General features: G+C 59.3%; 9 protein-coding genes. 6 read left to right on the forward strand and 3 right to left on the reverse strand.

Going from position 1 to position 15,468, the window contains the following annotated elements; translation table 11 throughout:
- Positions 1-89 precede the first annotated feature (89 nt).
- Positions 90-1,874 carry a 2-oxoacid:acceptor oxidoreductase subunit alpha gene (locus HNQ64_RS13930; RefSeq protein ID WP_184209585.1) on the reverse strand — a complete coding sequence of 595 codons (1,785 nt, stop codon included), beginning with the start codon at positions 1,872-1,874 and terminating at the stop codon, positions 90-92.
- Between the two features lie 436 nt (positions 1,875-2,310).
- Between HNQ64_RS13930 and HNQ64_RS13935 the strand changes: the two genes are divergently transcribed.
- From HNQ64_RS13935 to HNQ64_RS13950, 4 genes are read left to right on the forward strand one after another with little or no spacing between them, the layout of a single operon-like run.
- Positions 2,311-3,048, forward strand: coding sequence for an SDR family oxidoreductase (locus tag HNQ64_RS13935; protein WP_184209587.1), 738 nt, complete (start codon positions 2,311-2,313; stop codon positions 3,046-3,048).
- A 48-nt stretch (positions 3,049-3,096) separates the two neighbouring features.
- Positions 3,097-3,351 carry an acyl carrier protein gene (locus HNQ64_RS13940; protein ID WP_184209589.1) on the forward strand — a complete coding sequence of 85 codons (255 nt, stop codon included), beginning with the start codon at positions 3,097-3,099 and terminating at the stop codon, positions 3,349-3,351.
- Positions 3,352-3,365: 14 nt separating this feature from the next.
- A complete protein-coding gene (locus HNQ64_RS13945) occupies positions 3,366-4,397 on the forward strand; it encodes a lysylphosphatidylglycerol synthase transmembrane domain-containing protein (RefSeq protein ID WP_184209591.1) in 1,032 nt (343 codons plus the stop codon).
- Positions 4,394-5,233 carry a patatin-like phospholipase family protein gene (locus HNQ64_RS13950; RefSeq protein ID WP_184209593.1) on the forward strand — a complete coding sequence of 280 codons (840 nt, stop codon included), beginning with the start codon at positions 4,394-4,396 and terminating at the stop codon, positions 5,231-5,233. Before HNQ64_RS13945 ends, HNQ64_RS13950 begins: the two co-directional genes overlap by 4 nt.
- Before the next feature lie 1,024 nt (positions 5,234-6,257).
- On the opposite strand, the gene serS is transcribed toward HNQ64_RS13950, so the two are convergent.
- Positions 6,258-7,529 carry a serine--tRNA ligase gene (gene serS, locus HNQ64_RS13955; protein ID WP_184209595.1) on the reverse strand — a complete coding sequence of 424 codons (1,272 nt, stop codon included), beginning with the start codon at positions 7,527-7,529 and terminating at the stop codon, positions 6,258-6,260.
- Positions 7,530-7,784: 255 nt separating this feature from the next.
- Between serS and HNQ64_RS13960 the strand changes: the two genes are divergently transcribed.
- A complete protein-coding gene (locus tag HNQ64_RS13960; protein WP_184209597.1) occupies positions 7,785-11,633 on the forward strand; it encodes a hypothetical protein in 3,849 nt (1,282 codons plus the stop codon).
- 157 nt (positions 11,634-11,790) lie between these two features.
- Here the strand turns inward: HNQ64_RS13960 and HNQ64_RS13965 are convergent, their stop codons facing one another.
- Positions 11,791-13,785 (reverse strand): DEAD/DEAH box helicase, encoded by a 1,995-nt coding sequence (locus HNQ64_RS13965; protein ID WP_184209599.1) that lies wholly within the window; start codon positions 13,783-13,785, stop codon positions 11,791-11,793.
- A gap of 335 nt (positions 13,786-14,120) precedes the next feature.
- Between HNQ64_RS13965 and HNQ64_RS13970 the strand changes: the two genes are divergently transcribed.
- Entirely contained in the window at positions 14,121-15,362 is a 1,242-nt protein-coding gene (locus tag HNQ64_RS13970) for a TolB-like translocation protein (RefSeq protein WP_184209600.1), read from the forward strand.
- The last annotated feature ends 106 nt before the right edge of the window (positions 15,363-15,468 follow it).

Consider the following 15,468-nt stretch of genomic DNA (forward strand, 5'->3'; position numbering starts at 1 on the left):
GCATCATCCTTTCACCGCGCCAGCTCCAGTCGTTCCCCGCCCACTCCGCCACGGCTCCCCACCAGCGCGGGGAGCGGGCAAGGAGGGGATTACTTCTCGGCCAGCACTTTTTCCACGCCGGTGACGATCTCACCGATGCGGAAATTGAGACCATCGGTCTTGCATACGGATTGGATCTTGGGATCCGCCAGGCTGGCGCGCAGCAGCATGGCGAGCTGGCCGTAACCATAGACACCTGCATCATTCATCTCCACGACGATGACGTGTTTATATTTGGCAAACAGGCCGTCCAGGCCCGCAGGCATCGGGTGGAGGTGACGCAGGTGGGCCGCACCGACTTTGTGCCCTTCGGCACGCAGGCGATTCACGCTTTCTTTGATGGGCCCGTAGCTGCTGCCCCAGCCGATGAGCAGCGCATCGCCTTCAGCATCGCCATGCACCTCAGGCAGCGGCAGGCTCTTGGCCAGGGCTACCAGCTTATTCCGGCGTTTGTCGGTCATCTTCTGGTGCATTTTGGGGTTGCCACTGGGGTGGCCCCATTCGTCGTGCTCCAGACCGGTAACATGCGGGTAGCGGCCACTGGCCATCTTGCTGCCAGGAGGCGCATGACGGGTGATCTGGTCCAGCGGGTACGGTTTGAAATCTACAGGCCGTTCGGCCAGGTCCAGCCCGGGTTCCATCCAGTGCTGGTCCAGGTCTGGTTCTGTAAAGGCTTCGATGCGGCTGCTCAGTGCTTGGTCGCTCAAAATGATGACGGGGCAGGAGTATTCGCGGGCGAGCTTGCCCGCCTCCAGGGCGATGTAAAAGCAGTCTTCCACATCCTTGGGGGCGAGCACGATGCGCGGGCAGTCGCCATGGCTGCCATAGATGGCTTGCAGGAGATCGCTCTGTTCCACACTTGTGGGTAGGCCGGTGGAGGGGCCTCCACGCTGGACGTTGATGACGATGAGGGGTATCTCCGCCATGCTGGCATAGCTGAGGGCCTCCATCTTCAGGCTCAGGCCAGGGCCAGCGCTGCCCGTCACGGCCAGATGGCCTGCATACGCGGCGCCGATGGTCATGGAGACGGCGGCCAGTTCATCCTCCGCCTGCACGTAGAGGCCTCCGTATTTAGGCAGCTCACTGCGCAGCGTTTCCATGATGCTGGACCAAGGCGTGATGGGGTAGGCCGAGCCGTAGCGCACCCCGGCAGCGATGAGGCCCATGGTCATCAGCGTGTTGCCATCCGTGCTCAGGCGGTGCTCATCGGTGTGCTCCCCCTCTTCGAAATGGAAGGTGCCCATGTCGCCGATGGGGTAGGCGTATCCGGCATCGAAGGCCAGCATGGCATTGCGCAGCACGCTCTCATCCTTCTTACCAAACTGGCGGCTGACGATGCCTGCGAGCTTGTCGCGGTCCAACTGATAAACCGCGCACAGCAGGCCCAGAACGAACATGTTTTTACCGCGATCTCGCGCACTGCCGCCGATGGCCTCCACCGTGGCAGCGGTGAAGGGAATGCCGATGTGGTGGATGCCACGCTCCTGCTTCAACTCGGTGACTTCACCACTGTCGTAAAAGCAGAGGCCGCCCTCACGCAGGGAGCTGAAGTGGGCATCGTAACTGTGTTGGTAAAAGGCCACCAAGACATCGCTCTCATCACCGGGGTGCAGTACCTCGCCCGAGCCCAGGTGGAGCTGGAAGATGGACGGCCCACCGGAGATGGTGGAGGGGATGGTCATGTAGGTCATGACATCATGCTGGGTGCGCCCCGCGAGACGCGCGAGGAACCCGCCGATGGATTGAATCCCGTCCTGTGAATTGCCTGCAAGACGGATGACGGCATTGCGGAGAGTCGTCGAGGACGATCCCATGGAAGCGGTGGCTGTGGACATGGTGAATCATGCGGCCCCAGGCGATGGTTGGGTGACTGAGACCTTATTTTCGATGCTGCAATGAGTGGCAGCTCCCCGTCAAGCCAGCGTTTGACAAAGGGAAAGAAAAAAGAGAGCGGCCTAACCGCGAACGAGATCATCGAGGGTACGGAAGCAGGCGGGGTGAAAGGAGGCTAATGAGGGCAGGGGAGTCGGCTGTTTTTTTGAGTGGGATGACTGGATTAACCAGATATGTGTTTGTAGGTGTGGGGTCAGTGAGCGGAAGGGGGCTCGCATGCGCTGATCAGGGGGGGCGGGTGAGAGACGCGGATTCCGTTTTTCAGGACATGGCCTCCCTCCAGAAAAATAGTTTCTGGATTTGCCATCTGGGACACGACCAGCAAGATGGGCGCGCCCGAACACGGTCACTGTTCGGGGTTTTCACCCCCTTTCTCTCATGTCAGATCCCCGCCGCCTCCTCATCACTGGTGCTAATGGTACCCTGGGCCATGCCACGGCCCGTTATTTTTTGGAGCGTGACCCGGCCTGCCTCGTCTTTTTGGGCGTGCGCCAGCGGCAGGAGCAGGCTGCGGCGCTGGTGGCGGAGTTCCCTGGCCGCGCTTTTCTGTGCCCGCTGGAGGTCACCCAGGCGGAGTCATGGACAGCGGCGCTGGCCCAGGTAGAGGCCCAGGGTGGAGGGCCGCTCTCTGTCCTCATCAACAATGCTGGTTACCACGATGACGCCCTGCTGGCCCACATGACGATGCCCCAGTGGGCGGGTGTGCTGGAGGCGAATTTGAGCGCCGTTTTCCTTGGTTGTCAGGCAGCCCTTCAGCCCATGATGCGCCAGCGCTGGGGCCGCATTGTGAATATCGCCTCCCTCAGCGCTCTGCATTCCCCTGCGGGGCAGACGAACTACGCGGCAGCTAAGGCTGGCGTGTTGGGGTTGACACAGAGTTTGGCAAAGGAAACGGCGCGCCTGGGCATCACCGTGAATGCCGTATGCCCCGGCCACATCGAAGGTGCACTGCCCGCAGGCTGGACTGACGAGCAGATCAAAGCGGTGCGGCGGGAGACGCCCATGCGCCGTTTTGCCAAGCCCGAAGAGATTGCTGCGGTGGTTTTCTTCCTTGCTAGCCCGGAGGCGAGCTATATGACTGGCGCTTCCCTGAAACTCGATGGGGCGCTTGTCTGATTCCTGCTCTATTCTTTTCCTACACTCCCCCCTTTTATTATCTGACGAATGAACCTCCGCCAACGCATCAAAGAAGTCATGGCCAGCGAACTCATGCTGGAAGTGAGCGCCGACGAAATCACCGATGAAGGCCCTCTTTTTGGCCCAGATGGCATCGGTCTCGACAGTGTGGATGCCCTGCAACTCGTGGTAGCCATTGAGAAACATTTTAAGCTGAAAATCAGCGATCAAAATAAAGCTCGTGAAACGCTGCACAGCGTGGACAGCATTGCCAAAGCGATCGAAGAGGCAGGCCTAGCCTGATTCCCCACGGGCGCATGAAAAAGGCCCTGCTTATCCTGGTCAAACTTGGCATCACCACGGCTCTGCTGTGGATGATTTTTCGCGAGCACCGCTTCACTGTGGCTATCTTGCCACACCTAAAGTCCATGCTCACCGAGTGGCCGTGGACGCTGGCAGGGCTGGGTTTTGTGGGCCTATCCACCTGGTTCAGCGCCCTGCGCTGGCAGGTGCTCCTCATCGGCCAAGAGCACCCTGTCCCAGGCCGTGAAGTGCTGCGCGTGACTGTGGTGAGCAATTTTTTTAACATCACCTCTCTGGGCGCGGTGGGCGGGGATGCGTATCGTGTGCTCGCACTCATGCAGCGGCCCGGTGCCCGGCGGCTACCCATCTTGGTCTCCATCATGTTGGATCACATGCTGGGCATGCTGGGGCTGGCCGTGCTCTTCCTCACGTGTGGTTATGCCTTTCGGGATCGGCTAGACAGCTACGGGCCGGAGGTGCATGCCATTGTCAAGGGCTTCAGTTGGTTCATGGGCGGGTCGCTGGTGGGCATCCTGCTTTCAGCCATCTCCTTCACGCCCCGGCTTTATAACTGGGGGGAGCGGCAGTGGCCGTGGATCTTGGGTTGGCCGCCGCTGAAAAAATTTGCCCAGGCTTGTGATGCCATCCGCCGGGCCTGGGGCTGCTCACTCATCGCCGCGCTGCTTTCCATCCTCATCTTTGGCACGCATTTCCTGTCTTTTTACTGCGGCATTTACGCCGTGGGCGGGCAGGCACCGCTGCTGGAGATCATGGCGGCCATGCCCATTGTGGATACCGCCGCAGGCCTGCCCATCTCCGTCTCCGGCCTGGGCGTGCGAGAAAAGACTTTCGAGACCCTGGTGAGCGCCATGACCAGTGTGCCGGAGTCCACCGCCGTCTCCGCCTCCCTCGCAGGCTGGGGCATGAGTGTGGCTTGGGGGCTGCTGGGTGGGTTGCTCTTTATTTTTGGTCGTCGCCCCGCGCTTGCGCCCCCGCTTTCCACGCCCGTTTCTGCCACCTCTGCTACCCCCCCACCCGACGTTTGAAACCCCGCCTCGCCATCTCCCTAGGCTCCTCATTTTTAGGCTTTGCCACGCATGCCGGGTTCCTGGCCCGTCTGCATGCCCTGGGTGTGCGCCCCACTGTGGTGGGCGGCTCCTCCGCCGGTGCCATCGCCGCCGGGCTGTATGCCTCTGGCCTGCCGCAGGACATCATCCGCAAGACGGTGCTGGCGCATGGCTTTCGCCGCTCCTTCATCCGCCGCACGCCTTGGCTCACGCACTACATCCGCAGCAGTTTTTTTGAATCGAACGTGGGGGCTTTTAAAACGGATGGCGCCATCGCCTACCTGGAAAAGGTGATGGGTAAAAAGCAGATCGAAGATCTCACCGCGCCTCGCTTTATGGCCGCTGTGAGCAACCTGGAAAGCTGCCGCACCCACTTCCTCACCGCAGGGCCACTGGCACAGATCATGGTGGCGAGTTGCTGCATCCCCACCGTCTTCGCCCCCATCCCCCACGGCGGCATGCATTGCTTTGACGGTGGTGTAGCGCATGAGGCTCCCATTGATCCATGGTTGGAGGATCCCGAGGTGGACGTCATCCTCATGCATCGCGTGACTCACACGGAAAGCGCCCCCCCGCGTTTATTCCCTCTGAATCTTTTTCACCTCGCCTCGAAAGCGCACGAATGCGCCAGCGAGCAACTGCATGACTACCGTCTGCGCCTGGCTGAGCTGCATGGGAAAAAAGTCCTCGTCACACGCACTGTCCACTCCCGGCCCGTGGCCTTTTCCGGTCGTGAAATGCCTAACTATTACGCTGCCGGCGAAGCCCAAGCGCAGAACCTGTACGACACCCAGTTGAAAGCGATGCTGACGTAGCTAGCTGAGCCATCAGGTGGTGCTAGTTAGGTCGCAGCAAGGTGGCTCTGAGTATGGTAGTCCCGTCCCGCAGGCGGGACGGTCTGAGGGGGGAACCCGGGCGTTGAAGGGTGGGTTTTGGACCACGGGCACGCCGCTGGCATCCTTCCAGGATGCGACCCTCAGTGAAGGTGTTTTTTGGCCTAACCAGGGGTGCGTTCGCTAGGGCTCACTTACCCCCGGCTACCCGCTGTGATGCCTCCGGCATCGGAAAACGCAGCGAGCCTGGCGCTGGTGACGTAGCCTCCTTAGCCATCAGGTGGTGCTAGGGAGGTCGCATCAAGGTGGCTCTGAGTATGGTAGTCCCGTCCCGCAGGCGGGACGGTCTGAGGGGGGGGACCCGGGCGTTGAAGAGTGGGTGTTGGACCCCGGGCATGCCGCTGGCATCCTTTCAGGATGCGACCCTCAGTGAAGGTATTTTTTGGCCTAACCAGGGGTGCGTTCGCTAGGGCTCACTTACCCCCGGCTACCTGCTGTGATGCCTCCGGCATCGGAAAACGCAGCGAACCTGGGCGCTGGTGACGTAGCCTCCTGAGCCATCAGGTGGTGCTAGGGAGGTCGCAGCAAGGTGGCTCCGGGTATTCTAGTCCCGTCCCGCACGCGGGACGGTCTGAGGGGGGTGAACCCGGGCGTTGAAGGGTGGGCGTTGGACCACGGGCACGCCGCTGGCATCCTTCCAGGATGCGACCCTGAGTGAGGGTGTTTTTTGCCTAACCAGGGGTGCGTTCGCTAGGGCTCACTTACCCCCGGCTACCCGCTGTGATGCCTCCGGCATCGGAAAACGCAGCGAGCCTGGCGCTGCGTTGGTCATCTGCTTCCCACGTCGGTATGGGGGCGTTATACCACATCCAGTGGATGCAAGTAGGAACCACGCGTGAAGCGTGGTTAGGCGATCTAAAACCTCGGGCGCCTAACCAAAACCGCGCCAAAATTAGAGCGTCTTTGAAGGGCCCGAGAAACGTTGGTTGCTAGGAGCCAAGCAGGCTTACCCGATCTTTTCCGCACCAAAGTGGCCGCGTAAAGCTTCGGGGATGAGGATGCTGCCATCGGACTGCTGGTAGGTTTCCACCAGCGCCACGAACAGGCGGGCCAGGGCGGTGCCGCTGCCGTTCAGGGTGTGTGGGATTTTGTTTTTACCGTTCTCGTCCTTGTAGCGCAGGTTCATCCGGCGGGCTTGGTAATCGCCAAAGCTGCTGCAACTGGAGACTTCCAGGTAGGTGCCTTGGCCAGGAGCCCAGACTTCGATGTCGTAGGTCTTGGTGGACCCAAAGCCGATATCTCCGGTGCAGAGTTCAATGACACGGTAATGCAGGCCTAACAACTGAAGCACTTTTTCGGCATTCGCCGTCAGGCTTTCCAGCTCGGCCATGCTCGTTTCTGGCGTGGTGATTTTTACCAACTCCACTTTGTCAAACTGGTGCATGCGGATGAGGCCGCGCGTGCCCAGGCCAGCGCTACCGGCCTCGCGGCGGAAGCACGGGGTATAGGCCGCGTAGTTGATGGGAAGTTGGTCCAGCTTCAGGATCTCATCGCGATGCAGGTTCGTCACCGGCACCTCAGCAGTGGGGATGAGGTAGAGATTATCTTCCGGGCTGTGATAGACTTGATCACCAAACTTGGGCAACTGGCCGGTGCCCACGAGGCACTCGGGCTTCACGAGCAGCGGCGGGCTGATTTCGTGATAACCGTGGACGGTGGTGTGGAGGTCCAGCAGAAAGTTAATGAGGGTGCGTTCCAGTCGTGCACCCTGGCCGCGATAGACGACGAAGGCGCTGCCGGTGATTTTGGCCCCGGCTTCAAAATCAAGCAGGCCCAGTTGCTGGCCAAGGACGGTGTGGTCCTTCGGCTCAAATTCAAACGTCGGCTTTTTCCCCCACACGCGGACTTCGGGGTTTTCCTCCGCGCTGTGGCCCACAGGGCAGGCCTCGTGGGGCAGATTGGGCAGGCCTAGGAGGAGCTCGCGCTGGCGGGCGTCGGCACTGTCCGCATCGCGGCCGATCTGGTCAATGCGGTCATTGATGCCCCGCACTTCGGCCTCAATGGCGCTCGTGTCCTGGCCATTCTTTTTGGCGATGCCGATGTCCTTGCTGATGCGGTTGCGGTCGCCCTGCAGCTTCTGCCTCTCCGTCTCCGCCACGCGCCGGGCGGTGTCTATGGAGAGCACTTCATCCACGACGGACGCGTAGTCACCACTGCGGGTGGCGAGGCGTTCTTTGACCAGATCAGGGTTGTCGCGGATGAGGCGGATATCGAGCATAGGGCGCGGAGATTAGCGGGAGAATGCGCGTTGTCGAGTGCCTGAGCCACTTTGTCCCGCAGAAGCCACCTTCTCACCAACAGTGCAGCACAGGAGCAATGCGCCTGCCTGCCTTGGAGAATCATTTTATCTCCGCCGAATGGAAGGTGGAGTATCGAACTCCAGGACCCGCTCTGGGGTGAGCTTAGTGACGGCTCTGTCACGGAATGATCTTGCTTCCTTTGACTGAATCTCATAAGGAATACGGATAACTCCATGAGAATTTATCCTTACTTCGTTCGCTTGCTAGCCTTCCTGGCGGTTCTCATGGTCAGTCAGCATCCTGCACAGGGGCAAGTATTTGCACTGGGGGGCGGCTCGTTGTTAGATGTGCATTTGGCCACTTTGACGGGACAGAAGGCCAAGGCGAATACCTTGGAGGTGTTGCCTACGGGCGAGATGCTCCTGGCCGGGCAGCTTTTAGATGGTTCGGGGAATCAGAAAATGATCGTCAGCCGTCTCTTAGCCAACGGGCAGCTAGATACCAACTTTGGCACCAGTGGATTTTTCACATTTTCAGAAAATACCCAGCCCTTTACCGTTCGTGCCTTGGCCCTTCAGAGCAGTGGTAAAATCATCGTGGCTGGCGATGCGGGAAGCACTTATTACATCCTGCGTCTGACAGCCCAAGGAACGTTGGACAATACCTTTGCCATCACTCGCTTTTCACATGCCTCCGCTGCCACCCTGACGGACGTGGTATCTTTGGCGAATGGGCGCATCATCGTCTCTGGTAATGCTGTCCGCACGGGTGCTGCCGATTTAGATGCTGAGCTCTTTGGCATTGTCGCCGGCGGTGGCAGTGTGGATACCTCCTTTGGTACCAGCGGGCGGTATGTTTATGGAGGAAGTTCAGACCAGACCGTGACCAGTCTGCAAGTGCAGGCCGATGGTCGGGTGCTCTATGCAGGCAGCACTTCCAATGGAGCGTTCGCTTACGTTGGCCGTCTCTCAGCCACGGGAGTGACGGATACCAACTTTGCGAATTTCAATGGGCGCCTGCTCACCTCTACCACTGGCGGCAGCGCCAGCAATAACCAAGGCGTGCGAGCGCTGGCGCTGGATGTGGAGCAGAATATCGTCGCTGCCGTGACCAGTTCTCCTTCCAGTAATGAAATGGGAGTCATGCGCTTTACTCCCACAGGTGCACTGGACACCACCTTTTCTAATGATGGCATCCACACTTTCACCTTCGGTTCCCCCTCCTGGGTGCCGGGAGATGTGCTCGTCCAGAGGGATGGCCGCATCATCATTGCGGCCCATGTGCCGGGGCAGCCAAATACTTCGCAGATCCGCCTACGCCGCCTGGAGTGGAATGGCCAGACAGACAGTTCCTTTGGTGGCACTGGAGATGTCACTTACACCCTGGGCAGCGGTGGAAACCTGCTGGCAGGGCTGCGGGATGACCCCGCAAACAATTACCTTTTCATCGGCACTACGCGGGTAGGCACTGATCCGCTCGATTCCATGGCCGTCTTGCGGGTGCTACGTGGTAACAATGCACCTGTTCCTGGTCTCTCCATCCTTTCCACCCCGCCAGACCGCACCCTGCAGGCAGGTCAAAACACCCAGATCCATGCGGATGTGGCTGTGCTCGATGGCGTGGCTGCGGTGTACAGTTGGTATTGTAATAATACCTTGTTAGCTCGTACGCAGGAGCCCAGTTACAGTTTCTCCGCCCAGGGCAGCCATGAAGGCACTTGGCGTTTGGAGGTAACCGGCCAGGGCCCCACCCAGCGCATCACCCAGACGAGTGCGCCTTTCCAGATCACCGTGAGTCAGCCGCCTGTCCTCAGTCTCCCTCCGCCTGGTCGTTCCCAAGTCTTCATCGGCACCTTCGGGTACAGTTCCTACCTTTACAGTGGCCGCCTGCCGGCCACCTGCAAAGTCTATACCGATGGCGAGGTGGTCAATACCTTCAATATCAACGGTAATTACATTACCTTCAGTCTCTTTGAAAACACCCCTGCTACCCGCACCCACCACATCGTGGTGACCAATGCCGATGGCGAAATACGTAGCGACGACTTTGTCGTGGATTACGTCAACGACCCCTACATCCAACCCCACAATAATCTTCTCATCTCACTCGGTGAAACCTTCCAGATAGCGCCCACTATCTTCACCAATTACGAGTGGCGCAGCAGTTGGAAACTCAATGGCAAAGCCCTCCCCCTGGCCAACACCGTGGCCGAATACACTGTGGGGGCGGCCACCTTTGCCGATGCCGGTACCTACAGCTTCACGGCACGCACCATCACTGGCAGCTACACGCGCGACATCCGCGTTGCCGTCATGGATAGCCGCCCCCGCAATCACCAGATCGCTGTTGGGCGCAAATTTAAACTGACCATCCCCATCGTCGGGTCAGGCCTCACCTATAGCTGGACTCACAATGGCGAGCCCCTAGAGGCCCGCCCGGGTCTCAGTGGCGTGGACAGCCCAACCCTTACCTTTGCCTCTCCGACGGCAGCGGATGAAGGTTCGTATGCTTGCACGGCTAGGTTCATCCCCAATGAGCTCGGTGCGAACGAGCTCACCTGCGCAGAACAGACGCTCACCATCGTCAGTGCGGTGCCTACTTTAGAGGCCTTCACGCTGGAGCCTGCCCAGATCGGCCTCTTTTATCAGGCTGAACTCCCTCTGCCTGAGCAAGCAGACCGCTTCACGGTCAAAGGTCTGCCTTCAGGCTTCAGTTACGACCCTATTTCCCACATCCTCAGCGGCACACCCACCAAGTCTGGTCGCTACACGCTCACCTTCACCGCAGTGAACCCTCTCGGCAGCTCCGCGCCGGTTAAAGTTCTGCTTGAGGTGCCCACCCTCCCGACGGGAACCTATGGCCGTTTTTACGGAACGCTCTTCGATGGTGTCCTTTCCTCTGTGATTGATGTCACCATCACGCCGGACGGGCGCTTCACTGGGAAAGTCAGCGCCAGCAACCACGCTGGGCGCAGCGGTCACGTCGGCTTCACTGGCAGCATGGTCAATGGCCAGGACCTCGGCACCAGCAGCAGTCGCTACCACGGCACCGCCCGGCTAGCCCTCACGAGCGCTCTCGGCGGCTCTATCAGCCACGATGGCCCTAGCACCTTCCACTTCCAGGTCGAAAACGGCGGCTTTGAATGTTACTTGGAAATTCCTTACACCAGTCCAGAAAACGGCTCTGGGGTGCAGTCCCTCAGTGGCAATCTCATCCATTGCCCCTACAGCAGCAAAGCCCCTCTGGATGCCGGATACCGTGGCATCTTTAACCTCGGCTTCGACCCCGCCGACGGTAGCGACTCCCGCCCCGGCGGCAGCAGCTTTACCCGCGCCACCGTCAGCTCTAGCGGTGTCTTTAGCCAGGTAGGAAAATTAGCCGATGGCACTACCCTCACCTCCTCCGCTCCTGTTAATCAAGACTTCACGATCAACAGCTTGCGTCACCTCTACGGCAACCGAGGCGGCATCCTCTACACCTACAGCCTCAATCCCGGCAGCCAAGGGCCTGACTATCTCAATGCTAGCATTAGCGGCAGCTTCACCTGGATAAAAACTGCCGCCAGCTACACCGGCCAAAAGAACTACCCCATCGAGATCAACACCACGGTCGCCCTCAATGCCTGCGGCAAATACCTGAAGCCCAACCATCCCAGCGGCCTCACCGGTCCGCTCATGTTGAACACGAACGTCGGCGCTGATAATCTTTACCTGTCCACCCTCGGTGTCAGTGTTTACACCACCCTCCGCAAGGATCACAGCGTGGTCATCCCACCTGACCTCGACGGAGACTCGTTTACCCTCAAAAGCATCAAATTTAATCCTGCCACAGGCCACTTCAGCGCCACCGGCAGTCTCGTCATTCTCGTCGAAGAAACCTACGACCCCGAGACCGATACCTACAAAAGCAAGTACCGTCGCCAGCCCTACAACATGCAAGGCCTCATCATCCGTGAGCCCAATAGCCTCAGCAGCTTCGGCCTCGGTTACGGCCTCGTTCCTGAGACCTTCCTGCGGCCGGATACCGAGCAACTCATCCGCCTAAACCGCAGCTACGCCGTGGACCTCCGCAGCGCCTTCTGAACCAAAGGCTTTTCCTCTTCCTCTTTTTGATCGACGATTCCAGACATGGGCTGGGCAAAAGGGGGATCGGATGAAAACAAGATGCAAAAAAAGAGCCTGTCAGTGACGACAGGCTCTTGATGAATCCGAGGATCAAACCCTCAGTTAAAGGGGAAGATCAGTCTTCCCAGCGGCGGCCTTTGAAGCCACTTCCTGGGCCACCCTGGGGCTTGCCACCGAATTTGCCACCACCGCCACCGTAGGGTTTGCGAAAGCCACCTGGCTTGGCTCCACCACCGTAACTTGGCTTGCTGCCGAAACCACGAGGACCAAAGCTGCTGCGCTGGCCGCCACCACCGTCTTGGCGGTCGGCAAGGTTCATGCGGACGTCGCGGCCACGGTAATTGGTGCCGGTAACCGTGGTGATGACGGTTTCTACATGATCTTCAGGGACCTCCACGTAAGCGCATTTTTCGAAAATTTCGATCGTGCCGAGGGTGCCGCTGGGGATCTTCGCCGTGTTGTAGATCATGCCGGCGATGTCGCCTGGGCGGGCATTGTCCATGCCGCCAATGTTCACGAAAAGGCGCACCATGCCGGAGCGAGGGCCTTTTTGTACAAATGAGCGGGAGCGCATCGGTGCTGGGCCAAAGTCATCACGAGGTTCCTGGTAGGAAGGAGCCGGCGCATCCTGGCGGCGGGGGCCTTCATCACGGGCTGGTTCTTCGGCGCGTGGGGCATCAGCCGGACGAGGCACCGGGGGGGAGTCACCTGCAGCAGCGGTGCGGCCAGTGACGGCGGACTGCTGGCTGGGGACAAACTCACGCTGCGGCTGCTGTGGGCGCTGGTTGGCGCGGTCTTCGATGATCTGCTCACCCTCACGGGAGAATTCCTTCATCCACAGGTCCAGCACAGCGCTGAGGATATCGGTCGGGTCAAAACCAGCGTCCAGCAGGCGCTGCACGGTGTGCTCATGCTTCGTGTAGCTGCCAGCTTCCAGGGTGGCTTTGAGCTTCTCAAAGGTCTGGTCCACGCGGGTGGCTTCCAGTTCTTCTTGGGAAGGAACTTTGGCGCGGGTGACTTTGGCATTCGTGAAGCGCTGGATGCGCTGCATGAGGTAGATTTCACGGCCTGCGACGAGGCTGACGGCGGTGCCTTTGCGCCCGGCACGGCCGGTACGGCCGATGCGGTGCACGTAGTCTTCCGTGTCATACGGAAGCTCAAAGTTCACGATGAGGTCAATGTCATTGACGTCCAGACCGCGAGCGGCCACGTCCGTCGCCACAAGTACTTCGATGGTGCCATTGCGGAAGTTCCGCATCACACGTTCACGCATCACTTGGTTGAGATCGCCATGCAGGCGGTCTGCCGCATAACCACGGGCAGTGAGGGCATCCACCGTGTCATCCACCGCCTTTTTCGTATTGGCGAAGACGATAGTGAGGCGGGGGGAATCCATATCCAGCACGCGGCAGAGGACTTCCGTTTTGCTGCGGCCCTGCACTTCATAGTAGCGCTGCTCGATGGTCGGCACCGTCATCGCTTTTTGTTCGATGGTGATGGTGGCCGGGTTATTCGTGTACCGGTCAATGAGACGGCGGATGCGCGGATCAAAGGTGGCGGAGAAGAAGATGGTCTGGCGCTCTTTCGGCACGGCCTGCATCAGACGCTCAATCTCGTCGGCAAAGCCCATGTCCAGCATTTCGTCGGCTTCATCAAAGACGAGGGTCTTGAGGTCATCCAGACGGAGGGTGCCACGATCCACAAAGTCCAGGATACGGCCAGGAGTTCCGACGACGATCTGGGAGCCCATCTGCAGAGCGCGGATCTGGCGGTCATAGGAGGAGCCACCGTAGATCGGTGTCGCGCGGACGCCTTCTTTGAAGGAGGCCACTTTGTGAATCTCGGCGCAGACCTGCATGGCCAGCTCACGTGTCGGGCACATGATCAGGACCTGGGTGCTGCGGCTCGTCGGGTCAATGCGATCCACGGCTGGAAGGCCGAAGGCGAGGGTCTTGCCGGAACCGGTCTGGCTCTGGCCAACGACGTCACGACCCGTGAGGGCGACGGGGATGGCCTGGGCCTGGATGGGGGAGGGTTGTTCGAAGCCTTGGGCCGCGATTGCTTTCATTAGCTCGGGCGAAAGGCCGAGATCTGCGAATGTCTTTTCCATGTATGTTACGTGCCGGCAGGTAGGCTTCCGTGAGCGGGCAACCTGTCGCAGTAAGGGCGTCTCTGTGAGAGGAGACGGGATCACCACCAGATCTGGCGGGCTACATGTCAAACTTCGGCCCCAAGTGGGGAAGCGGTTAAAAACCGGTTCGCAGGATTCCATGAATCGTGGAAAACGCAAGCAGTGTTTGTTAGCGGGGCGGTGTCGCAGTGGTCCTGAGCGAGGTCTGACGCCACTGCATTTCAGCACCCATCGATTTCGAATTGGGGCCATGAGACGTCTTTGTTCGTCCTTTTCGATTCGACAATTTTAGGCGCACAGGTCTAGTCATGACCATGACCTGTCGCCGTCATTTCATCCAGACTTCCGTCTCCGCCCTTTTTGCTTCCCGCCTCGGTTTGTCCGCCCAGGCGGCAGACGGCATCAAGGTACGCCAGATCACCCAGGGGCCAAAGCATCATTGGTTCGCCTATTATGACAAGGACCAGTTCAGCCCAGACAACCGCTACGTGCTGGGCAATGAAGTGGACTTTGAGCATCGGTCTCCTACAGCAGGGGACAAGATCAAAGTAGGCATGGTGGACCTGCAGGATGGGGATAAATGGATCGAGCTGGGCGAATCCCACGCGTGGAACTGGCAGCAGGGTTGCATGCTCCAGTGGGTGCCTGGAACGGAAAGTACCGTCATGTGGAATGACCGGGTGGAGGGCCAGTTCGTCTGCCACCTGCTGGATGTGAAGACGCAGAAAAAGCGCACGCTTCCACACCCGGTGTACAACCTCAGCCCAGATGGCAAATGGGGCATCGCCCCAGATTTCCGACGACTCAATGACACCCGGCCAGGGTATGGTTATGCGGGAGTACCAGACCCAAACAAAGACGAGCTAGCGCCCGAGGATGCTGGGATCTGGAAGATCAACCTGGAGACAGGAGAGCAAAAGCTCATCATCACCTTCGCCCAAGCGGCAGCGATTCCTTATGAAGGGGGCTTTAGTCCGAATGCCAAGCATTGGTTCAATCACTTGTTATTCTCGCCGGATGGCAGCCGCTTCATTTTCCTGCATCGTTGGAAGGGCGATGGGGACAAAACTTTCAATACCCGCCTCTTCACGGCCAAGGCGGACGGTTCGGACCTTTACATCCTCGATCCGTTAGGCAAAACCTCCCACTTCGTTTGGAGGGATCCTCAACACGTTTTTGCCTGGGCCTTCCACCCCAGTCATGGAGATCGTTTTTACCTTTATAAAGACAAAACCCGTGAGGTCGAAGTCGTGGGTAAGGACAAAATGCCCCGCAACGGCCACAATACCTACGTGCCGCACACCCAGAATGAATGGGTGCTGAATGATTGCTACCCGGACAAGGAGCGCATGCAGACCCCGTACCTCTACCACATCCCGACCGACCGCCGGGTGGACTTAGGGCACTTCTACAGTCCGGCTTTTTACACTGGGGAATGGCGCTGTGATACCCACCCCCGCAGCAGTCGGGATGGGCGTCTCGTCTGCATAGATTCGCCTCACAACAAAGGACGCCAGATGTATTTGATCGAGATTCACGACATCGTGGGGACTTGATGGCTACGCCCACGAGGGTTCAAGCCATCATGGAGGCACCCTTCCTTCTTGCTTGACTCCATGGCACATGGACAGCACCTTCCGCGCCCTTTTTCCAACCCCCACT

Source organism: Prosthecobacter dejongeii (assembly GCF_014203045.1).
Taxonomy (GTDB): Bacteria; Verrucomicrobiota; Verrucomicrobiia; order Verrucomicrobiales; family Verrucomicrobiaceae; genus Prosthecobacter; species Prosthecobacter dejongeii.